The organism is Chlamydia avium 10DC88 (genome assembly GCF_000583875.1).
GTDB classification, from domain to species: Bacteria; Chlamydiota; Chlamydiia; order Chlamydiales; family Chlamydiaceae; genus Chlamydia; species Chlamydia avium.
Map to the genome: position 1 here is coordinate 884,238 of NZ_CP006571.1, position 21,870 is coordinate 906,107.

Genomic DNA, 21,870 nt, shown 5'->3' on the forward strand with positions numbered 1-21,870 from the left:
GCCTGAAGACAATTTTAACATCCACAGGCCGTTTCATCAGATTGGCATAAATGCATGCGACGGAAAGGTCGATTACCTCTAGATGATGAGAAAACACGAACACGAGGTGCTTGCGAACATGTTGTAGAACAACAACCCTTTGTTAGAGAAATACAGTCGTCACAACAAATAAACAAGTTATTGCAATCAGTGTTTGCACAATTGTAATAGGTATCACAACTTATTTTGCAATGTAAACAATTAGCAATCGGCGACACATTGGGGTCAGTGTCATCAATAGGTACGGCTAAACGATCATCAAATACAAAAAGCTTCCCCCGCCACTTGCCTGTTCCTACTGTTTGCCCATAAGCAATTACACCACCATCAAGTTGGTAAACTTCTTGAAACCCTTTCTCAAGTAAAAGAGAAGAATACAATTCACAGCGAATACCTCCTGTACAATACATCATAATAGGTGTAGTTTTAGGATCATATTCTTTAGATAAACTGTCAGCATAATCTGGAAACTCACGAAATGTTTGAATATTTGGAAGAATAGCATTCTCAAAATGCCCAATTTTCCATTCATAGTTGTTTCGCACGTCTAATACCAAACAACGCTTTTCCTCGAGTTTAGCATGCCATTCTTGAGGAGAAATATGTTTCCCTTGCTTAGAGAGATCCACATGATGTCCAAGAGCAACCAGTTCTTTTCGATATTTAACAGTTACACGAGGAAAAATATTTTCTTTAACATGATGAATTTTAAACTTTATATTTGAAAATCCGGGACGTTGTTTTAACCAAGCCATGTATTGTTCAGCATCAGGCTGGTAACCACTAAATTGCCCGTTAATTCCCTGCTCAGATATATAGATGCGACAAGCAACATCTAAATGTTTAAAAAATTCTTTGTGTAGAGCAATTTCTTGCTGAGGATTATCTACACGAGTTAAATAATAGTAAGCTAAAGCATAATAGTTCTTTTTCATGGGAGGAATCCTAGCAAATTCTCGGAAATAATTCCATTGTAGAAAATTGGGTTGGGAACTAAAATGCCTCTTGGTATTTTTTCAAATAAGTGAGTATCCATTTTAGAGGTGGAGATAATCTACTCAGGATACTAACTATATATTAGCTGTCCTTGTGTAATATTTAATCTTAATTTAAATAAGATGGACCAAGAAGGCGTGAATAATTTCTTAAGCTAAATAAAGGATTGAAGTACATGGCGCGATATTGTGGCCCTAAAAACAAAGTAGCAAGGCGTTTTGGAGCAAATATTTTTGGAAGAAGCCGTAATCCCTTGTTGAAAAAGCCTCATCCTCCAGGTCAGCACGGTATGCAAAGAAAGAAAAAGTCTGACTATGGTCTACAGCTTGAGGAAAAACAAAAATTAAAAGCATGTTACGGCATGATTTTAGAAAAGCAGCTAGTTAAAGCTTTTAAAGAAGTTGCAAATAAGCAAGGCAGCGTTGCTAAAATGTTTTTAGAGAGATTTGAATGTCGCCTTGATAACATGGTATATCGCATGGGCTTCGCTAAAACAATTTTTGCCGCTCAACAATTGGTTTCCCACGGACATGTCTTAGTAAACGGGAAAAAAGTAGACAGGAGATCATTTTTCTTGCGACCAGGAATGCAAGTTTCCTTAAAGGAAAAATCTAGAAAAATGCAATCAGTGAAGGAAGCACTAGAAAATAAAGATGAAAGCTCACTGCCTTCTTACATTTCCCTAGATAAGGCAGCATTCAAAGGAGAACTTTTAATCTCTCCTGAGCAAGATCAAATAGAAGCACAGCTTCCTCTGCCCATTGATGTGTCTGTAGTTTGCGAGTTCCTATCTCACAAAACTTAAATTTCTTAAAAGAAAAATGCTTTTAATGATGATTAAAAGACGCTAATTTTCTAGCGTCTTTTTATTTTTCTTTAACTTTGAAAACTTTTTAATAAACGAATTTCTTTTTCCCATAGCTCGGGCCCTCCAGGAGTTTCTAAGTATTTTGGCACCATTTTTGTTTGTTTATCTTGCATAAGAAATTTAAAACTTTCTATACCTATATCTCCTTCTCCAAGAGGAGCATGACGGTCCTTATGTTTTCCTAGAGGAAATAGCGAATCATTAAGGTGAAAAGCCCTTAAATAAGATATGCCTATATGCTCATCAAATTGTTTGAGGACTTGTGCCCAACCTTGAGGCGAAGTAATATCATAACCAGCAGCAAAGATATGACAGGTGTCGATGCAAATTCCTACAGGAATTTTATGCTTAAGTTTGCCTATAAGATAACCCAACTCTTCAAAACAACTGCCAACCAAAGTACCTTGACCCGCAGTAGTTTCCAGAAGAACAACAAGTGGAGGAGAATTTTCAAATAAAGGTTCCATTAAAGAAAAACTAGAGGCAATTCTGTCTAGACAAGCTTCTTTGGTGTCGTCTACAGCTGCACCAGGATGGAAATTTACGAAATTGATGCCTAAAGATATACAATCTTCAATTTCTTGCTTTATACAGATACGGCTTTTTTCTAGAATCTCCAAATTTGGAGAACCCGGATTAATTAAATAACCGGCATGACTCATAATATAGGATAGGGATGTCTCTTCTAAGGCCTTTTTAAATGAAGAAATCAGGGAATCATTCAAGGGACGCCTTCGCCATTGCCTTTGATTTGCTGTAAATATTTGTACAGTAGAGGCTCCAATGGCTTGACCTTCGTAAAGGGCGTTGTGTAAACCTCCTGAGGTAGATGTGTGAGCACCTAGTACTGAGGTTTGAGGAGGGGGCAATATGCGCATTTTCATGCTCCAAAAAATCTCTATCTGCTATGGATAAACTAAGTATTAAGGGAGTACGATATTTTAATGAATAAAAAAGATAGCGAAGGATTGGTAGCGAGTTCCCTTTTTAATTTACTTTCAGGAACGTTTTTTAGTCGTGTAACAGGAATGTTACGGGAGATTGTCATGGCCGCATATTTTGGAGCAGATCCTTTAGTCGCTGCTTTTTGGCTGGCCTTTCGTACAATTTTCTTTCTACGGAAAATCCTAGGAGGACCAATTCTGGGACTAGCTTTCATTCCACATTTTGAGTTTTTAAGATCTAAAGATGAAAATAGAGCAGCATTTTTTTTCAGAAGTTTCTCTCAATTTTTTTGTTGGAATGCCTGTGGGTTTACTCTGTTAATTGAAATATGCTTGGGGATTTGGTTATACCATTCACAGGGAAATATTGCTGATGCTCTTCTTTTGACAATGATTCTTCTTCCCTCAGGAATTTTTCTCATGATGTACACAGTGAACTCCACTCTGCTGCATTGTGAAAAGAGATTCCTCAGTGTGGGTCTAGCTCCAGCCATTGTAAACATTTTGTGGATTTTCACAGTATTTTTAGCTAGAAACAGTGACCCTAGACAAAGGATTATAGGATTGTCGGTTATCCTTGTTTTTGGATTTATGATGGAATGGCTAGTTACTGTTCCTGGAGTTATGAAATTTTTAGGTAAAGCAACAGAACGACCAAAGGAACGAGATAGCATTAAAGCATTAATTGCACCGTTATCATTAGGATTGCTGTCTATGGGAGTGTTCCAATTGAATCTTTTAAGTGATATGTGCTTAGCACGCTATATCCATCCCATTGGTCCTCTCTATTTAATGTATTCCGTAAGAATACAGCAGTTACCCGTACATTTATTCGGACTTGGTGTATTCACAGTCCTTTTACCTGCGATTTCCCGCTGTGTGCAGGATGAAAGACATGACGAAGGGTACAAATTAATGAAGTTTGCTTTAAATCTCACAGTTTCCGTCATGGTTATAATGACCATGGGATTGCTATTATTAGCCCTTCCCGGTGTACGTGTTTTATACGAACACGGTTTATTTCCTACCACAGCAGTATACGCTATTGTAGAAGTGTTACGTGGATATAGTGGGAGTATCATCCCTATGGCACTAATTCCTTTGATTTCAGTGTTATTTTATGCAAGACGTCATTACACAATACCTCTGGTTATTGGAATTATAGCAGCTGTAGGAAATATGATTTTAAATGTGCTCTTTGGATGCTTGATTATCAAGCATGTTGCAGGACTCGCATATGCAACTTCAATCGCTTCTTGGGGACAGTTGTATTATTTATGGAAATATGCTGCAAAACACCACCCCGTATATTCCGGGTTAATGTGGGTGACTATGAAACGCTCAATAAAAGTTGTGGGAACGACATGTTTAGCCTTTATAGTGACCATAGGGCTAAATGTTGTAACTCAAACAACATATATTGTTTTTATTGAACCCTACACTCCACTACCTTGGTCTTTATCTTCTTTTGTTGCTCAAAGCACAGCTTTTTTCTCTGAAAGCGTCATTTTCTTGGCTTTTTTGTTTGGTTTTGCAAGACTACTTCATGTAGAAGATCTTGTAAACTTAACATCTTTTCAATATTGGAAAGGACGTCAAAATCTCTTGCACAGTTCGCAAGTTATGCAAGATAATCAAAATTAACGACTTATTCTTTCCTTTCTGTTGGCTGCGCGCTACTTTGCACGAATAACCATCTGTTTCGGTCTTCTGAATTTTGACAATTAAATCGACACTAAGGAAGCTATGAAAAAATACATTTGTCTCTGGTTAATGTGTATAGTAAGTGGCTCCGCAGTATCAACAAGTTATGCGGAGATACCTACAAAAGAACAAGCAGCAGAGCATTCTCCCGCGTTTACTAGTCTAGATGAAGTGAAGTCCTATTTAGATACTCGAGGTTTTGTAGAGACGCGCAAACGAGGGGGTATATTAAGGCTGGCTGGAGATGTTCGTGCTAAATGGATCTATGCTAAGGAAGACATTAAAAATCCTACTCTTTCAGATAAAACGCCATTACCTACAAACCGCTATCGTAGTGAGTTTCATCTTTATGTAGATTATACTACAGGGAAAAGTTGGCTAACCTCAAAAATGAATTGGACAGCAATTGCTGGTGGAGAAACAACAGCTGCAGGTGTGGATATTAATCGTGCTTTTCTCGGCTATCGTTTCTATGAAGATCCTGCTACCTTTACTAAGGTTTTTGCTGAAATAGGGCGTTCCTTATTAGGGGATATTTTTGAATCTGAACTCCAATTTAATAGTGATTTTGATGGTGTGCATTTTTATGCAAGTCGTCGTTTAAGTAAGGATCATCCGTATCATGCTATTGTTCACGGAGGACCTTTTGTCGTAAATATGGCAAAAAAACATTATGCTTGGGTCATTGAAGGAATAGTAAATAAACTCCCAGGGAATTTTTCCTTGAAATGCAGTGTCATTGACTGGAATTCTTTTTCTCCTTCAGAAACTTCGAGCACGACATCATCTTCTGGAAGCCAAAAGGATCCTAAATATAAGTATTGTGTATGGCAGTGGTTAGTGGGAAAATACGCCACAGTTTCTTGGTGGCATGGTGAGAAAAAACCACTTTATTTATACGGTGCTTACTTAATGAATGCTTTAGCGAAAGCAACGAAGACAACATTAAATGAAAAACAAAATAAGGGTTGGTTTATAGGTGGAACTTTAGGCGCACTAAGAAAAGAGGGAGATTGGTCATTTACAGTACGTTATGAATATGTAGAAGCCTTGGCTATTCCTGAGATCGATGTCTCCGGTATAGGTCGAGGAAATCAGCTAAAGTTTTGGTTTTCTCAGGCTATAGCGGGTAATTATGATCCTAAAGAAGCTAACGGCTTTACGAATTATAAGGGAGCTTCTTACCTTTTCATGTATGGAATAACAAATTCCTTATCCTTAAGGGCTTATGGAGCCTTTTCTAAACCTGCAGATAATCGTTTAGGTAGTGATTTTACTTATAGAAAGTTTGATATTGGTTTAATATCTGCATTTTAACCTTTTTTTAATAAAAAATCATTAATAAGCTCACATTAAAATTAAAAGATGTGAGCTTTTTTTTATTATTTTATAATAAATAAAAGATTTAATGAGTTTTTTATTGTTATGGTTAATCCTATTGGTCCCATAGATGAATCTACAAATGTCGCTCCAGCAGACTTGTCTACTCTAGGAATGCAGGCCAGTGCAGCTAATCGTAGTGCAGAGGCTCAAAAAATAGCCGGTGTTGATGGAAGCGAAAAAAACCAATCTTCAGTAAGTGCAGTTGGAACATGGAGTTTGCTATCTTCTGCAAAGTCATCTCTAACGAGTTTGTTTGAAAAGATTAGTAATTTCTTTTCAGGGAGCACGAGTACGAGCACCAGCACGATTACTTCTTTTGAGGAAGCTCAAACTCAGGCAAATTCTGCATTGGAAGCTTTACAAAGTGCTGCATCATATGCTGATTTTAAAGCTGCTGTAGCTTCTCTGCAAGAAGCTGTAGATTATATGAATACTAATGCAAGTGATGATAGCCAAAAACAAGTTGCCGCTGAATGGCAAACTAAATTAAGTAGTCAACAGGATTATATCTCTCAAGTTACTACAATCGGAAACTTACTTGAATCTAACCAAACATTGTTAGAGGCAATTAAAACTTCCTCATCTTTAGATCAAATTATAGGAGCAGCAGGTTTAGCTGAGGAAAATCAAAATACAGCAACAGAGTTGATAGAAAAATTAAAGGAAAGCTATCCAGATTCTACTTTAGCAAGTAATTTACAGAATGAAATTGATACTGTTACAACATCTGTTGTAGATTTATCTACTCTTATACAAGAGGTTTACGACGCTGGTCAGGGAAGCGCTGCTGCTGTAGAGCAAGCACAGGCAAATAATAGTCAGGGAAATATTGACGCCTGTAAGCAAATTATTGATGATGCCGGAACATTAATTAGTACGGCGTTAACTCAAGCTCCGAATTCTCCTATAGTTCAAGAAGCTTCAAAACTACAGCAAGCAGCTGCAGCTGCTATAGAAGAGATTACTCCCAGTGGAGGCGGTGATGTTGGATTGGGAGGACCCGGAGGACCAGCAAGTGTGGGGACTTCTCAAAATAAAGGAGGAACTATAGCGGACGCACGCGTATCCATGCTTCTTGCTGAGGCTGATAACGAAACAGCATCAACCTTAATTCAGGGATTCCGAAGAATGATTGAACTATTCCATAGTGAAAATCCCGATATTTCATCTACTGTGAGCAAGCTTGCTGAAGAGGTTAAGAGTCAGTTACAACCACCTACGGAGCAAAGTCAAGCTATAGAACAAGCCTTGCAAGGAGAAGGAATGGACTTTTCCGAGGCTTTAGGAGCTATAGCAGAAGCAGCATCTCTCGCTGTAGGATCCTCTACAGATGTTGCTAGTATGAGTGGAAGTGTTGTTTCTGATATTTCTCAGGTAGTTTATTCGAAGGGATCAAGTTCTGTATCAAGCTTTGTTAAAGGATACAGTGCTTATCGTGCTTTAAGTAATTTGTATGCAGAAAGTTCAGCTGCAAATCGAGAGATTTTGGATAACACAACTTTGTCAACATTACAATCTCGTCCGTCGAGAAGCACAACAGAAGTAGAACGAAATAATGATAGCAATTCTCGAGATCCTGCTTCGAGTGTAGCACGAATGATTGTTGATAGCAGTAGTACACTTGGCGATGTTTACAGTGCAGTATCCGCTTTGGAAGATAAGCTTACTGCCATGACAGGAGGAACTTCCACATCGGCGGATTCAACAACAACAAGATCTACATTGACTTCAGGAGTTACAGAAGCACCGAAATCGGGTTACCCCTACGTACAACTTTCTAGTGATTCTACTAAGAAGTTTATAGAGAAATTAGAAGCAGAGTTTGCTGAAGGATCGAAGAGAGTAGCAGAGCTACAGGAAGCAGTCTTTGAAAAACAATCACAATTTATCCAACAAGTATTAGTTAATATAGCCTCTCTATTTTCAGGATACTTGCAATAGTCTTTAGTTAGTTGTTTCTTAACATAGAAAAAGCTTGTTTTGCTTATTGTAAAACAAGCTTTTTTATATGTATTTCTTCTTGTAGATTTTTATCTTTCTTAGAAGAACAGAAAAATGCCTGAAATTAGGTTTTAGAGAAGACAGTATTCTCGTTTTGTTGATTGTTACGGCGAATAAATTTCCTAATTAATTAGGATAAATTTCACCCGCTAAGTGTGTCAGAATCTTATTTAATACCTGCATTGACGTGGATACCAATGTCCATTCTTGTTGTACGCTAGACATTTGGTTTTGTAGATTTAATTGTTGAGTTTGACTTTGTGTCGTATAGTTTTGTTGGTCAGACTGAATTTGAGTAAACAGAGTGCCTAAACCCCCGGTGATACTGATATTAGGAAATCCGTTAGCAATAAATCCTTCTAGAGAAGCTAATGTAGACATCCAGTCTTTCATTCCTACAATTTTAAATACATTTTCTTTTACTGTATTGTTATCCATTTCGGGGGTGATCGTCAGGCTAGTTAATAGGGCATTGAGGACATTGAGCTGGTTTAGTGTGATATTCAGAGCGTAGTTGTAGTTTGCTGTTGCATTACGCATTTCAGTGATCTGAGATGAGGATGCTCCCGAAAGGGTATTGATTTTTTTCATTAATTCTTCTACTAGCACAGAAGCGCGTCGACAAAGATTAACATCATTAAAGATATGATCTTTTTCTTTAGACACTGCTACGAGAGTTTCGTAGTAATCTCCACAAAATAGATTCTCTCCTTCTTTACTTTCGACGAGGTAGGATGAGAAATTATAATATACTGATGTCGTGGAAAAGGTGTTGGTAATTTCAAGTAATTTATTGATTGCATTAGCAGCAAGGTTGTTGAAGTTAATTTCTTCAATCAGAGGATCTAATAGAATGGATTGTTTAGGTAGCTGAGAGTTTAGAATAAAATAAATAAATGCAGATCCTAAACTTTCGGAATTTAACCAACTAGTAACGGCATTGGCTCTTTCATCAGTGAAACTAGCATTGGCGGGATCGAACTCTTCGTATTTTTCCTCAAGATCTGTTATTTGCTGTTGCAATTTTTGAATATGTTCTGTGGCTGCTTTTGAAAAGTTATTTAAAATCTCAGTGGCTTCTGTTGGTAGTTCCTCGTTATCAGCAATTTTGATTTGCTCTACAAAGTTTGCAAAATTGGGGATATAATAGGTTGTTTGTCCCTGTTGTCCTCTTGATTGAGCTGTTGTGAGATAGGTACCTAGACTAGTAGTGGCGATGGTAGATACGTCTTGCCCAATATCAGAAAAGAAAGAGTAGTTGGTTTTAAACAGTTGTCCCTTATTATTTAAGTAAGTTTGTATTGTAGATTCATTATTTATAAAATTTTGTAGGGTGTAATCAGCAAGTTCTTGAAAGACAATAGTACGAGCAATAAAGCCGCTCATAGATACGTCATTATTTTTTACTTTTAATTCAAGTATAGAATTCACATAAGGTTCGATTAAAGTTTTTTCATCCTGCTGTAGGTAACCGTAGATTTGAGATAAGTTCATTAAACCTGCATAGGATTCCATGGCTGCAGTGACAATTTCTGAAGTGTATTCTTTTTGTTTGACAATAATATCAGTAAGTTCTGCCCAAGTTGAAAAACAATTTTGTGCTTTTTGAAATAGTTCTAGTTGGTTTTCTAATGTTTCTTTTTCGTTTTCTATAGATAGACGAACAGTATTTAAATTCTGCACAGCAGTTTGATAGGCACTAACAATGCCTTCACGATATAATGCACCATCTCGAGAAGGTAAATATTCATCTAAAGTAGATTGTTGTGGTAGCACACTAGCTGTATAAATAGTTTGTATATCATCTTCAGATAAAGAAGATTGTGTTAGATATTTACTTAATGCTAATTGTGTTTTAATAATCTCATCATTGCCTCCAAGAGCAGGATTTTTCTGTACAGCATCTTTGAGGCCATCAAAAATGGAAAGCAACACAACTCGAGCGTTTACTTCGTCCACATTGTATTGCGTGGGCTCTGGAGGCTGTGTGGCGATGCTAGACATGTCTTGCATCATTTGTAGAGTACATGCCCCTACAGAACTACGGTATGTCATGATTTGTTTAGAGACATAAGTATCAAAGAAATCTTGTGCAAAGGTATTTTCGTATTCTGTTAAAGCTTCTTGAATATTTTCTTCTGTTGCTCCTGCAGCTGTTAACTTTTCTCGAAGAGCTTGTTGACCAGACTGAATAGCTGATGCTTGTTCTTTTTTTATTTGTGTTATGAGATCGTCATCAGTAGGTTCGTAGCTATTGTTAAATACTGTTTTTTGTTGTGTTTCATTAAGAGAATCCTTGTCTTTAAGTGGAGAAACTAAAGCAATAGCTAAAGTTATGGATGATACCTGTGACAGGTTTAACTCAGTTACCGACTCAATCAAAGTATCCAGACCATTTAAAATTGTAGGGACCAAAGCAACTGCGGTTGCTTCTTGAATGGAGGCAATAGTTTCCGTGGTGTCATTGTTTGTATTAGTAGTGGTAGAGTTATCAGAGCGTTTAGGCTGCTTGGGAGGAGAAGGGAAGATTGTATTGTGTGGGTTTAATAAAGAAGAGGCATGGATAGTTCCAGCATCTAAAATTGTGGCTAAACGCTTTAAGGCGTATAGACCAGAGTTAATGGCTTCTATGTCTATAGCGGGTTGAGCTTTGGGGTTAAAATTAGAAAACTTATGGTCTAATTTAATTTTAAATAAAGCATTTCCAGGGACTGTGGTAGATAAATTTTGTATATGAAGCGAAGACATAGAAAAACAAAATTAAAATAGTTTTTTATTTTATTTTCCTATTTTAAAAGGTTTTTTTTCATTCTGCTTTTTTACAGAGAAATTTTTTTTGTTTCTATGGTGTTGTTAATTTGTTTTTTAAGAAAAATAAAAATTTTTAATTAAAAAATAAAATAATTTTCATGTTAATTTTATTAAAAATAAAAATTAACCATTCTGTCTTTCCTATGGATATTGTGAATAATTCTTTTGTTTCAGCAATTTATAAAAAATTCTCTATTGCATCCAGTCACGGAGTAGAGAAAAAATCACAGCACTTGTTGGAGAGTGTTTTTCATTATGAAAAGACTGAGATGGAACGACATGCCATGCAATGTTTGTTCAATATTTTAGATCAAAAATCTGATGAAAAATACAGACAACTTGTAAATAAGTTACAAAAGGGAAGCTACACTCAGGTAACAAATATCCATTCAAAATCCTTAAATCTTGTGAATGTCACAGCTTCTGTTTCTTCCACAGAAGTAACAGCCACGGAAGACACAGTCACGGAAGATCCATATTATAATGCAGTTAAACAAAAGTGGGCACAAGGACTTCTGGAAAAAATTCAGTCTGTTATGACTAATGTTTTAACTGCAGCAAATTCAGACTCTTCTGAGGATAAAACTGATTTAGATACAATATCTACTGAGATAAACCGTTTGGTTTCTGCAGGAATGCAATTGACGGAAGCAGATTTTACTAGTTTATATGGTTTGCCAGAGGAATTTTTTAACGCTATACAAAAGACAGATATCTTTACAGGAGCACAAAAAACCACGTTTGTAAATGAATTAGCGGGATGTTATGGAGAGGCAACTCAGTTAATACAGGTGTTTGCTGATAGTCGTATAGAAGGATTCCAAGATGTTCTTAATGTAGTAAAGTCTTTGTTAACTACAGAGCAATTTACAGATTTTCTTCCTCTAGAAACAAAATTAAATGAGTTAAGAACTACTGTGCAGCCCTACGATGACGATGAGTTGAATCAAATAGCACAAGTGGGAGATGATTTATCCCTGGCCATTGCAGAATCAGATTTACCAAGAAATGATAAGATTCCTCTTACAAATCAGTTATCCCTGTTATATCAAGATCAAGTAGAAGCCTTGAAGTCTTTCAATGTGGTGTTGTCAGCTGTTGATTTTGTTAATCAACATCAATCTTCCGTATTTAGTACAATTTCTAGTTTAGTAGAGTCCTTAATGGGAACCTTTGCTCCGATTAATTTAGGTCAATCAAACACAGAGATTAGCAGTGCTGCTTTATCTGGAGCCCTACAGATAGTGCGAGCAATTAATTCCCGATTTGATGAGTTAACGGAAGAACAGCAGACCTTAGTTAACACCGCTGTGGACACTTTAGACGATTTCTATGGGAATCAATATTTAGGAGGTTTATGGGCATATTTTGTAGCTTCTACAGCACTAGCGAATAATCCTACAGCAACACTTACTGACGTAAATAATGCCGTTAAGGAGGCAGCAAAAGAAGTAGAGAATTCAAAATTTAATTTTGCTAAATCTTTAAAAGAAGTAATGGATGCCGTGGCTGCTGCTAATGGTCAGTGTACTATCAATAACAATCCATCGGAAAGTTATACTATTTATTCTAGTTCAACAGATAATACAGTAACCACGAATCAGATCCTTCTCAATCGTGGATCTGTAGGATTTCTTCCTAAGATTACTGCAGCCGCAAACGGGAAATCTGAAATCACAGCACGTGCATATTTTCAGTTTAAAGGTCAGGCATCAGTAGAAGATGCAAAATTGCAGCAAACAACAGAGGAAGTCCAAACACAGAAACAAGGCTTTCAATCGATGCAGACAAATATCTATGCTGAGCAACTTATGTCTCAAGCTGTGGGATTAAAATCCATGGCTTTTCCTTCTGCTGTAGCCGCTGTGTTAATTGACCACTATATGCCTAAGGAAGTAGATTTCCTAGAAGAGATTTACGGACAATTATATTATAGCAACTTTGGTTCCTCTGTAGGAAATGCTGTGATCGAAGCTATTTCACAGTATGTAAATGCCGCTACGTATTTCACTTTTGCAAGTTATGTAGGACAGCAACCTGCAGTTGGTGTTGGTTCAAGTTCAGATGATGATGTATTTCCAGGATCCGCAGAGAGTGCGCAATCTAAGTTAGATACAGAAAAGCAGCAAGCCGCTGCTTATTTAAAAAGCACTCAAGATGCCTTGACTGTTATTGCGGAACAAGTTGCTAAGGTTAATGCTGATGAAAAGATGACTAATGAGCAGCGCACAAATATTTTAGATGCTTTGAATGACTATACAGATAATCTAAATGCAATATCGAGTTCACTAGTATTATTACAAAACTATCTCGCTCCTTTATCAGTTGCAGAGGGTTCAGTAGCAGGGACATTTAAAGTAAACGGAGGGCAAGAGCAGTGGCAATCGCGATTGGAGATTTTAGAAGATGCTTTGATTTCTGGATTGTCAGGAAATGCAGTTGCAGGAGGGATGTTCCCTGTTCAAGCTCTTGTACAAGCAGATCAGCAGTCATATGCAGATATGGGACAGAATTACCAGCTAGAACTCCAGATGCATTTAACATCCATGCAACAAGAATGGACAGTGGTTGCCACTTCTTTACAGTTATTGAACCAAATGTATCTGAGTTTAGCTCGAAGTCTCGTGGGTTAATATTTTTCTTGCGATGATAGAAAGTTGGCATAATTTTCGCTCCTTAATTTCTTGTAGAAGCAGGAAATTTACGAGGAAATCATGTCTATACCATATATTCAAAAAGAGCTAGCTCGTTTAGAATCTATTAATGATCAGTTGCTTACAGAACTACATTACGTACATACGTTATTGTGTGATATTGGGTTTCCAGAAGGATTAGTTACTATTAAGGCAATTGCTAAAGAAGTACTCACTGAGGATGAATTCTTAGATTAATAGGAAAAAGAATCGCCGAGATAGTGTTGCTTTACCATGGGATTAGCAATCATTTGTGATGAGGAGCCTTCAAAGAAAATTTTTCCATCAATGATGAGATAACAACGATCCGCTATGGAGAGAAGCTCCTTAGCATTATGATCTGTAATGAGAATACCAATCCCACGACTGGATAGAATTTTGATTAAGTATTTTACATTTTGAATTACAAGAGGATCTACATTAGCAAAAGGCTCATCTAGAAGAAGCACACTGGGGTTAAGTGCTAGCACACAGGCAATTTCGAGTCTCCGACGTTCTCCTCCCGAAAGAGTTCCAGCTTTTTTATTAATACATGAAGATAATTGGAGATCATCTATCAATGTTTCGAGTAAGTGCGATTGTTGTTTTCTTGCTTTATAGATGATTTCTAGGATACAGATCAGGTTTTCTTTTACTGTAAGATCTTTAAATATTGTAGGTTCTTGAGGTAGATAACCAATTCCTAGTCTCGCTCGATAATCCATCGTTTTTTTAGTGACATCAGTATTTTTAAAGATAATCTTTCCCGAATCGGGACGGATTAATCCTACAGTAAGATAGAAAGCTGTTGTTTTTCCCGCACCATTAGGTCCCAAAAGCCCGACAACTTCTCCTGAATTCACTTCAAAAGAAACATCATTTGTAACAGGTTTTTTATTATATTTTTTTACTAAGTTACATACAGAAAGTACGGGCATAGCTACCTATTTTTTGAGTAAAAATAACGACAGAGTTTTCATACCCCCTTCGACTCTTTCATCAGATCCTTGCGGATCCGGATGGATGGGATCTACGTGAAAATAACAATCATAAATATTTAGTGAACAATCTTGGTAATTTAATACTCCTCCTTTACCTTGAAATGTCATTAACTTATCTAAGTCTTGAGTGTAGATATGGCCGGAGAGTTTAGATAAAGCTTCCTTACAAACATAGTTGGTATCAGCTAAATGTAACTCCATACAAGATTTATCTACGTGGCAATTGAAAAATCTTCTTTCTGGTGAGGTAATCTGTTTCTGAATGCCTAGTTTCTTAATCTTGAGGAAAGGAGGAGTAGTATCAAAATGCTTATTCATACAGGAAACGTCGCAAATGCTATCTACTTTAATGATAGCAATCATGGTGGAACATGCAATTCCTAAGATTCCTAGAGAGCAAAGTAAACCATAAAACCAAAATTTCGTCATACTAATGCCGAAGTAAATGAACATACACAAGAGTACAGTTGATCCCATGTGGAGATTAGTTCAGCAAAAGCATCTAGAGATAGCATAGAAGCGGCATCGCTTTTTGCTGAAGATGGGTCAGCATGTACCTCAATGAAAAGACCGTGAGCACCTGCTGCTAAGGCTGCTCGCGTTAATGTAGGAATAAATTCCGTTTGTCCTCCACTTTCTGTTTGTAGCCCTCCAGGAAGTTGTACAGAGTGTGTTCCGTCAAAAAGGACAGGGAAACCATGACGTGCTAGCACAGGAATAGCTCGCATATCTGAAATCAGATTGTTATAACCAAAAGAAAATCCTCTTTCTGTGAGTATAATATTTTTATTTCCTGTCGAGAGGATTTTTTCAATAGGGCCGTGGAGATCCCAAGGAGACAGGAATTGCCCTTTTTTAATATTGATAGTTGCTTGTGTCTCTCCTGCAGCAATGAGTAAATCAGTTTGGCGGCATAAAAATGCAGGGATTTGCAGAATATCACAGACTTGAGCTGCTTCGCGTGCTTCGTCTGGAGAGTGAACATCTGTCAGGATTTCTACATTTAGAGTTTCTTTAATATTCGATAGGACTTTCAGGCCTTTTGTGATCCCAGGGCCTCGATATGAGTGTATGGAGGAACGGTTAGCTTTATCATAGCTACTTTTAAATATCCAATGAATACGGTCGGCATAGGGAGTGACTATTTCTTGAATTTTCCTCGCAATTTCTATTGTAGTTCTCTCTTCTTCTATAACACAGGGACCGGCAATGAGAATCATTTTATTTGAGAACATTATCTTTTACTCTTAATCGTTAATAAAAAGCCACTATAGAGGTTTATGTGAAACAAGTCTACAGAGGATTTAGTTAATGCTCCTTGAGGAACATGAATGAAAATGAGTCTTAAATTGACTTTTTTAGACTTAGATTTATACTAAGTCCAAAGTTTTTTATATTAAGACGTTTTCTTTATTCAAATTTCTGTGTGAATCTGGACCGATAGCTCAGAGGATAGAGCATTCGCCTTCTAAGCGAATGGTCGCAGGTTCGAATCCTGCTCGGTCCGATTTTTATTGGTTTTAAAATTCACCCTTGCCTGCGGAATTTCCGCAGGATGAGGAAAAGGTGTATTTTGTTTGGCTTAATTATCTTCCATAATTTCTAGGCTGACTTTCACATTGTTTCTACTGGCTACGGAAACAAGTAAAGTACGTATGGCTTTGATTGTTCGGCCTTCTTTACCTATAATTTTGCCTATATCGGGTTTGGCGACTGTCAATTCGTAGATAATAGTATGCGTTCCTTGTACTTCTTTAATATGCACTTCGTCAGGGCGATCTACGAGGTTTTTAATAATGTAGGCTAAAAATTCTTTCATAAGGTCATCCTATAACTAAATTTTCGCTGTCTGCAGGAGATCGGAAAAAATCGAACTCTAATTAATTTAATTCTAGTTTGTATGTAAAAATAATCAAACTAATTATTAGTTTTTATTTAATAAAATCAAACAATTGCTTGTTAGTATTTATATTAGTATCTTGAAATTCTTTCTTTATTAAGAGTCTCATATCACAAGGCAGCGGAGTAGTTAGTTTTAAGGGCTCATAAGTTTGTGGATGAATAAATTCTAGGCTATAGGCATGTAATTGTTGTTTGTCAAGATTGTAACTTGTGTTTATAGATTTAGATCCATAAATAGGATCTCCTAAAATAGGTGTATTTAAGTACTTCATATGTACTCTAAGTTGATGAGTACGCCCTGTTTCTGGATACAAGAGAACAAGACTAAGTTTTCCATTATAAGTTAATACCTCACAATGAGTAACAGCCTCTTTCCCAGAGGTAGAAATAGTGATTTCTTTTCTTTTAATGGGATGACGAGACAATTTTGTACGGATGGTTGTATTTGTTGGTTTCCCTATGCAAATAGCGACGTAAATTTTTTTTATCTGTTTCCTTGAGAATAATTCACTATAAATAGCTTTTGCTTGACGTGTTTTTGCAGTAATTAATAATCCTGAAGTATCTTTATCTAGTCGGTGAATAATTCCAGGTCGCCAGGGATCTTCGGGAAATTCTTGTTTTAGTCTTTCTCCAATTTCATGAAGTAAGGCGTGTACAACAGTGGAGTCGGCATGCCCTGGAGCAGGATGTACAACCATATTGCGAGGCTTATTAATTACTAAAATCTGATCATCTTCATACACTTTATCTAGGGGAATAGCTTCAGGGGTAAGCTGATGCATCTCTTCTTTTTCAGAAAGAGTAATAATTACAGAGTCCCCAGCCACTACTTGTGTAGATGCTTTAGTTTGTACACGTCCATTTACTTGAACACATTGGTTAGCAATGTGTTGCTGATAAAAAGTTCTTGAATATTGTCCTTGTTGAGAAACTAAGAATTTATCCAGGCGGTTAGCATTAGTTTCGTCAACAGTAAAACAGATAGATTTCATTTATAAAGTTTTTGTTTTAAGATTTTAAAATAAAAAAACTTATGATTCTAGAAAAAATAGAAAATCTTTTGTTTTTAAAACATTAAGCTAATTACAGTAAAAATTGCCTTCTAATTGTAATTAAAATTTTTTCTAAGATGGAAGAGAAATATATTGAAAGTTCTCACATGCTAAAAAAGTAAGAGAAGAAACATCATCACACAAGAAGGTATGTTGTAATAGACTAGTAACATGGCGAATGTGTTTTTCCCATTCTTGTATAGTGTAAGGAAATTTGTGGAGTTCTTTGGCAAGATAACGATTTCTTTGGTAAGAAATTAAGAACAAGTACAAAGGATTATTAATAAATAGGGACCAACGAGGGGCAGAGCTCATAAAACGCAAGAATACCGCTTCTTGCAGAGGAAGAGCTAAAAAATAGCTTGGTGCCATACTATTCTTTATATATAGAACGCATTTTTTTTAGATGCTTTTTGCGCGCGATCCATTTCTTTATGGATGTTGCCAAATGAAGAAATTAAAATAGATTGAATGAAGCTATTGTACATTTCTTCACCTTTTTCTTTTCCCATTTTTTTGAATTAGGGCCAGACGTAATTGATCTAATGTACGTACAGGTCCTTCAAACGTCATATTCGAAGGGGCAAAGTAGTCAGGAGAGGCTTCATGTACAGGAGATGGTCGTTGTACTTCTATACCTTCAGTATTGATGTAGCGTGGTTCCATACCCTAACCATCGTTTATGTTTAAGCCTATATTATGCATTTTACTACGATGAAGAGTTATTTTCTATGTTATACAAGTCCCTTGTATTAGAAAATATGCTTTTCGATTGTTTTATTTACAAACAACTTTCTGTTGTAGAAAAGCTTGCTTTTTTAAAGAGGAAGATAAAATTTGTGTTTTTCTCGTTCCTAAATGTCTGTATTTTTCTAAAAAATCTTTCAAATATTTTATGGTGAATTTCTTCATATTGCTGAGATTTTTCTCTACAGCAGCTTGTTTTTTTTCTAAGTTGGCTAAATCTTTAGTATAATGATCCTCGTTAAAACAGAGGATTTTTTTAATAGTTAATGATGCTAGTTGTGAGGTGGTTGCTTTGCTAGGAGGACCGTAGTTATAACTAGGAAGAAAGGGTGCTAAGGAAGAAACTACAGTATTATGTAAATCTTCCGGGGAAATTTTCTTTCCTAGTTGCGCAAGATGTTCTCGAACCTCATCGTACAACCGGTATTTAATGAAAATATACTCTAAAGTTTTATGATAGTATTCTTGAGAAAGTGCTTCTCGAAGAATATGTAATTCTTTTTGTAAATAACCCATTAAGGTTTCTGTGTGGAGCTTTAAAATTTCAGAAATTGAGGTTTCTCTAGGCGTATTATTATAAATTGCTGTGGGCTTCGACGTGAGAATTACTCGACATTCTGTATGTTGGAACAAAGCTTCTATAGCTTCCTTAGCATGTATACCTTTAGCAAGTTTAATTTCTATATGAGGTACGCTTGTAGAAAAATCTTGAATGGAATCTATTTTGATCACACCACGTTTTGCTGCATGTTCAATAGAACGAATTAGTGTTTCCGTGGTTGTTGAGGGGCAGATTTCTTTGATAATAAGTGTTTTATCGTTTACAGTTTGAATGGCGGCGTACAATGTTATAGAACCTAGACCATCATGATATTCTGAGGCATCCATGATTCCTCCGGATAAGAAATCAGGAAGAAGAGCAAATGGACGATTATTTAAAATAGCTATTTGTGCTTCTAGAATTTCACATAAGTTATGAGGGAAAATCTTTGTCGTCATGCCAACAGCAATACCCTCGGCGCCATGCAATAATAATAAAGGAAGTTTTGCAGGCAGGATATCCGGCTCTTGCTCTCTTCCATCATAAGAATCGTGGAAGGACATGAGATCCGTATTAAAAAGAATTTCTTTTGCTAAAGGGCTTAATCGAGCTTCAATATAACGTGCCGCTGCATGAGGATCTCCAGTAAGAGGATTCCCGAAATTACCTTGAGTATCAAGCAAATATCCTTTATTAGCTAAGACAACAAGAGCTTCAACGATAGGAGCATCTCCATGGGGATGCAATGCCATTGTTCTGCCAGCAATATTCGCAACTTTGTGCATTTTCCCATCGTCCATTTGGAATAAGGTCCATAACAATCGACGTTGTACAGGTTTTAAACCATCTAGAATGTGAGGAATAGCTCTTTCTAAAATTACATAAGATGCGTAATGCATAAAATGGTTTTTAAAAAGATGAGAGATGTCGTGCATAAACTAAAAATGGGTGATAAGATTATCCATAATAAATTGTTTACGTTCTTTAGTGTTTTTCCCCATGTAAAATTGTAGTAAAGAATTTACGGATTCTTGAGAGGTAATAGTCACGGGAGTTAGGCGCATATCTGTACCGATAAAAGCTTTAAATTCATTAGGAGAAATTTCTCCTAGTCCTTTAAATCGTGTTATTTCTAAAGAAGTTTCTTTTTTTCTGAATTGTTGAATAACCTGAAGCTTTTCCTGCTCAGAATAACAGTATTGCGTTGTGTCTTTATAACGAATTTTGAATAAAGGAGTTTCTAGTATAAATAAGTGGTTATTCTCAACAACAGGAAGAAAGGTCTTAAGGAAAAAGGTAATGAGTAAATTACGAATGTGCATTCCATCGACATCAGCGTCCGTTGCTAAAATAATCCGATTATAACGTAAATTTCGAGAATTGTTTTTAGTGATTCCTAAAGCAGTAGCAAGATAAAATAGCTCATTGTTTTTATATATCTTTTCTTCTTCCACAGAAAACACGTTCAAAGGTTTCCCTCTAAGAGCAAATACAGCTTGGGTCAGAGGATCTCTTGAAGCTAATATTGAAGCAGAAGCAGATTCTCCTTCTGTGATAAAGATGGAAGATGCTTCTCCATACAGAGAATGTTCCATATAATGAAACTTACAGTCTCGTAGCTTGGGGATTTTATAATGGAGTCTTTTTTTGTTTTTCTTTAAGTTCTTGCTTAATGAATTGCATGTTTTTTCTAGTCTTTTCATTAAGCTTGATTTTTTCTAAGAGTCGTTCAGCAGAAGAAGGATGTTTTTTTAATTCTTGAATAATTGCAGTCTTTACATCTTTGATGATGTTCGCGCGAATTTGTGTATTGCCTAGTTTATTTTTAGTTTGTGACTCAAAAATAGGAGAGGCAATTTTTATAGCAATACAACCGACTAATCCCTCACGAATATCATTACTTATGAAATTTTTATTAAAATAGTCATTAATACCTTTAACGATACCTTCTTTAAATGCAGTCAGATGTGTTCCTCCATCAATGGTTTCTTGACCATTTACAAAAGAGAAATAACGTTCATTGTGAGCTTCTATATGAGTGAAAAGAAAAGATAACGTAGAATGATGGAAAGCAAGAGGAGGATAGAGTGGATTATCAGAAATTTCTTCATTTAATAGATCTAGAAGACCTCCTTTAGATACGAATGTCTTTTCATTGAAGGAAATTTGTAATCCAGGGTGTAAATAAGTATAACGTCGAATTTTTTGTTTTAAAAACTCTTGATTAAAAGCAAACTCATGAAAGATTGTTGGATCGGGGGAAAAAGTGATTTCTGTACCATCTGGGTCTTTTGTAGATCCTTGGCGTACATCTTGTAAGACTCCTCTACAGAACATGGCATAGTGATATTTTCTTTTTCTTACGGAACGGACTATGAATTTTTCAGATAGCGCGTTGACAGCTTTTAATCCTACGCCATTGAGACCTACAGAGAAGTGAAAGACATCTTGGGTATATTTAGCTCCAGTGTTAATTTTGGATACACAATCGATCATTTTCCCTAAGGGGATTCCTCGACCTAAGTCGTGAATAGTTACTGAATGCGCATTCGTTGTAACGGTGATAATATCACCGTAACCCATAATAAATTCGTCAACAGCATTATCCATAACTTCTTTAAATAAAGTATAGATACCGTCTTCAGCCTGTGATCCATCCCCCAATCTACCTATGTACATGCCTGCACGTAAACGAATATGATCCAAAGATGCTAGAGAAACAATGCTAGCTTCAGTATAGGGTGCCATAGAAATTTCTTAAGTCTTAAGAAGTACAGTAAATTTGTAGAACGAGTGACTATCTCTATATTATGGATTGCAATAGAGACTTGGTCATTTTATTGTTTTCTTTTTATAAAAAAGTATTTGTCTTTTTGCAAAGATCTCCAGATTACGATATTTTCGTTTCTCGATCAAGGTAGAGCTATATTTTTCATGTAAAAGAGTGGAAACTCATAGTTATTTTCATAGTAAAATATATAGAGTCTCTCACTTACAAGTGATCCAATTTATTCATTAGTCTACACGGTAATTCTCGTTTGTTTAATTCTTTTATTTTTGTAAAAGGAACAGATTTAATTTTGTCCTAAAAGTTCTGAAATTAAAAAAGATGTAAGGAAAATAGGTGGTATCTAATTTTATCTTGAGTTATATAGCTGGCTGACTTTCATGTTCCGCATGCAAGACAAGAATCCTTGCTTTGTAGT

Annotated in this window: 16 protein-coding genes, 1 tRNA gene and 2 pseudogenes; 7 read left to right on the plus strand and 12 right to left on the minus strand. The window is 36.2% G+C overall.

The window, feature by feature from the left end:
• Window positions 1–14: 14 nt before the first annotated feature.
• Window positions 15–974: an oxygen-dependent tRNA uridine(34) hydroxylase TrhO gene (trhO, locus tag RT28_RS03880; RefSeq protein ID WP_038501019.1), complete on the minus strand. Its 960-nt coding sequence runs from the start codon at window positions 972–974 to the stop codon at window positions 15–17.
• Window positions 975–1,210: 236 nt separating this feature from the next.
• Here trhO and rpsD point away from each other — a divergent pair, with 236 nt between their 5' ends.
• Window positions 1,211–1,840 carry a 30S ribosomal protein S4 gene (gene rpsD, locus RT28_RS03885; protein ID WP_020355714.1) on the plus strand — a complete coding sequence of 210 codons (630 nt, stop codon included), beginning with the start codon at window positions 1,211–1,213 and terminating at the stop codon, window positions 1,838–1,840.
• 71 nt (window positions 1,841–1,911) lie between these two features.
• Here rpsD and RT28_RS03890 read toward each other — a convergent pair whose 3' ends face one another.
• Window positions 1,912–2,781, minus strand: a complete 870-nt coding sequence (locus tag RT28_RS03890; RefSeq protein WP_020355715.1) for a deoxyribonuclease IV — start codon at window positions 2,779–2,781, stop codon at window positions 1,912–1,914.
• A gap of 66 nt (window positions 2,782–2,847) precedes the next feature.
• On the opposite strand from RT28_RS03890, the gene RT28_RS03895 reads away from it, so the two are divergent.
• The 3 genes from RT28_RS03895 (at window position 2,848) to RT28_RS03905 (ending at window position 7,875) form a co-directional block, all read left to right on the plus strand.
• Window positions 2,848–4,491, plus strand: coding sequence for a lipid II flippase MurJ (locus RT28_RS03895; RefSeq protein WP_038501024.1), 1,644 nt, complete (start codon window positions 2,848–2,850; stop codon window positions 4,489–4,491).
• A 102-nt stretch (window positions 4,492–4,593) separates the two neighbouring features.
• Complete coding sequence (locus tag RT28_RS03900) at window positions 4,594–5,868, plus strand: hypothetical protein (protein WP_038501027.1); 1,275 nt, start codon at window positions 4,594–4,596, stop codon at window positions 5,866–5,868.
• A gap of 108 nt (window positions 5,869–5,976) precedes the next feature.
• Window positions 5,977–7,875: a hypothetical protein gene (locus tag RT28_RS03905; RefSeq protein WP_038501030.1), complete on the plus strand. Its 1,899-nt coding sequence runs from the start codon at window positions 5,977–5,979 to the stop codon at window positions 7,873–7,875.
• Between the two features lie 186 nt (window positions 7,876–8,061).
• Here RT28_RS03905 and RT28_RS03910 read toward each other — a convergent pair whose 3' ends face one another.
• On the minus strand, window positions 8,062–10,683 hold the full coding sequence (locus tag RT28_RS03910) for a CT620/CT621 family type III secretion system effector (RefSeq protein ID WP_038501033.1): 2,622 nt from the start codon (window positions 10,681–10,683) through the stop codon (window positions 8,062–8,064).
• Window positions 10,684–10,889: 206 nt separating this feature from the next.
• Between RT28_RS03910 and RT28_RS03915 the strand changes: the two genes are divergently transcribed.
• Together RT28_RS03915 and RT28_RS04915 are read left to right on the plus strand one after the other, a co-directional pair.
• Window positions 10,890–13,379, plus strand: a complete 2,490-nt coding sequence (locus tag RT28_RS03915) for a CT620/CT621 family type III secretion system effector (protein WP_240991509.1) — start codon at window positions 10,890–10,892, stop codon at window positions 13,377–13,379.
• Window positions 13,380–13,460: 81 nt separating this feature from the next.
• Complete coding sequence (locus RT28_RS04915) at window positions 13,461–13,637, plus strand: hypothetical protein (RefSeq protein ID WP_020355721.1); 177 nt, start codon at window positions 13,461–13,463, stop codon at window positions 13,635–13,637.
• On the opposite strand, the gene lptB is transcribed toward RT28_RS04915, so the two are convergent.
• Genes lptB through kdsA form a run of 3 tightly spaced genes read right to left on the minus strand, consistent with a single transcriptional unit; the run spans window position 13,634 to window position 15,654 of the window.
• Window positions 13,634–14,356, minus strand: coding sequence for an LPS export ABC transporter ATP-binding protein (lptB, locus tag RT28_RS03920; RefSeq protein ID WP_038501039.1), 723 nt, complete (start codon window positions 14,354–14,356; stop codon window positions 13,634–13,636). The genes RT28_RS04915 and lptB overlap by 4 nt on opposite strands.
• Window positions 14,357–14,362: 6 nt before the next feature.
• Window positions 14,363–14,848 (minus strand): DUF1137 domain-containing protein, encoded by a 486-nt coding sequence (locus RT28_RS03925; protein ID WP_020355723.1) that lies wholly within the window; start codon window positions 14,846–14,848, stop codon window positions 14,363–14,365.
• Window positions 14,845–15,654 (minus strand): 3-deoxy-8-phosphooctulonate synthase, encoded by an 810-nt coding sequence (gene kdsA / locus RT28_RS03930; RefSeq protein ID WP_020355724.1) that lies wholly within the window; start codon window positions 15,652–15,654, stop codon window positions 14,845–14,847. Before kdsA ends, RT28_RS03925 begins: the two co-directional genes overlap by 4 nt.
• A gap of 199 nt (window positions 15,655–15,853) precedes the next feature.
• Here kdsA and RT28_RS03935 point away from each other — a divergent pair.
• Window positions 15,854–15,926 (plus strand) — tRNA-Arg (locus RT28_RS03935).
• Window positions 15,927–16,001: 75 nt separating this feature from the next.
• Here RT28_RS03935 and RT28_RS03940 read toward each other — a convergent pair.
• From RT28_RS03940 to RT28_RS03965, 6 genes and pseudogenes are all read right to left on the minus strand, one after another.
• Window positions 16,002–16,238 carry a KH domain-containing protein gene (locus RT28_RS03940; RefSeq protein ID WP_020355725.1) on the minus strand — a complete coding sequence of 79 codons (237 nt, stop codon included), beginning with the start codon at window positions 16,236–16,238 and terminating at the stop codon, window positions 16,002–16,004.
• Window positions 16,239–16,350: 112 nt separating this feature from the next.
• On the minus strand, window positions 16,351–17,316 hold the full coding sequence (locus tag RT28_RS03945; RefSeq protein ID WP_038501043.1) for an RluA family pseudouridine synthase: 966 nt from the start codon (window positions 17,314–17,316) through the stop codon (window positions 16,351–16,353).
• Between the two features lie 132 nt (window positions 17,317–17,448).
• On the minus strand, window positions 17,449–17,748 hold the full coding sequence (locus tag RT28_RS03950; protein WP_020355727.1) for a hypothetical protein: 300 nt from the start codon (window positions 17,746–17,748) through the stop codon (window positions 17,449–17,451).
• A 1-nt stretch (window position 17,749) separates the two neighbouring features.
• Window positions 17,750–18,042, minus strand: a pseudogene (locus tag RT28_RS03955) (CT656 family putative T3SS effector).
• 111 nt (window positions 18,043–18,153) lie between these two features.
• Window positions 18,154–19,599, minus strand: a complete 1,446-nt coding sequence (locus RT28_RS03960) for a DNA gyrase subunit A (protein ID WP_038501046.1) — start codon at window positions 19,597–19,599, stop codon at window positions 18,154–18,156.
• Between the two features lie 3 nt (window positions 19,600–19,602).
• Window positions 19,603–21,412, minus strand: a pseudogene (locus RT28_RS03965) (DNA topoisomerase IV subunit B).
• Window positions 21,413–21,870 lie beyond the last annotated feature (458 nt).

Bases quoted from the DNA above. Each gene is read 5' to 3' on its own strand.
- RT28_RS03960 (WP_038501046.1), bottom strand. From the start codon at position 19,599: ATGCACGACATCTCTCATCTTTTTAAAAACCATTTTATGCATTACGCA.
- RT28_RS03905 (WP_038501030.1), top strand. From the start codon at position 5,977: ATGGTTAATCCTATTGGTCCCATAGATGAATCTACAAATGTCGCTCCA.
- RT28_RS03940 (WP_020355725.1), bottom strand. From the start codon at position 16,238: ATGAAAGAATTTTTAGCCTACATTATTAAAAACCTCGTAGATCGCCCT.
- RT28_RS03890 (WP_020355715.1), bottom strand. From the start codon at position 2,781: ATGCGCATATTGCCCCCTCCTCAAACCTCAGTACTAGGTGCTCACACA.
- trhO (WP_038501019.1), bottom strand. From the start codon at position 974: ATGAAAAAGAACTATTATGCTTTAGCTTACTATTATTTAACTCGTGTA.
- RT28_RS04915 (WP_020355721.1), top strand. From the start codon at position 13,461: ATGTCTATACCATATATTCAAAAAGAGCTAGCTCGTTTAGAATCTATT.
- RT28_RS03915 (WP_240991509.1), top strand. From the start codon at position 10,890: ATGGATATTGTGAATAATTCTTTTGTTTCAGCAATTTATAAAAAATTC.
- RT28_RS03950 (WP_020355727.1), bottom strand. From the start codon at position 17,748: ATGGCACCAAGCTATTTTTTAGCTCTTCCTCTGCAAGAAGCGGTATTC.
- rpsD (WP_020355714.1), top strand. From the start codon at position 1,211: ATGGCGCGATATTGTGGCCCTAAAAACAAAGTAGCAAGGCGTTTTGGA.
- kdsA (WP_020355724.1), bottom strand. From the start codon at position 15,654: ATGTTCTCAAATAAAATGATTCTCATTGCCGGTCCCTGTGTTATAGAA.
- lptB (WP_038501039.1), bottom strand. From the start codon at position 14,356: ATGCCCGTACTTTCTGTATGTAACTTAGTAAAAAAATATAATAAAAAA.
- RT28_RS03910 (WP_038501033.1), bottom strand. From the start codon at position 10,683: ATGTCTTCGCTTCATATACAAAATTTATCTACCACAGTCCCTGGAAAT.
- RT28_RS03925 (WP_020355723.1), bottom strand. From the start codon at position 14,848: ATGACGAAATTTTGGTTTTATGGTTTACTTTGCTCTCTAGGAATCTTA.
- RT28_RS03900 (WP_038501027.1), top strand. From the start codon at position 4,594: ATGAAAAAATACATTTGTCTCTGGTTAATGTGTATAGTAAGTGGCTCC.
- RT28_RS03945 (WP_038501043.1), bottom strand. From the start codon at position 17,316: ATGAAATCTATCTGTTTTACTGTTGACGAAACTAATGCTAACCGCCTG.
- RT28_RS03895 (WP_038501024.1), top strand. From the start codon at position 2,848: ATGAATAAAAAAGATAGCGAAGGATTGGTAGCGAGTTCCCTTTTTAAT.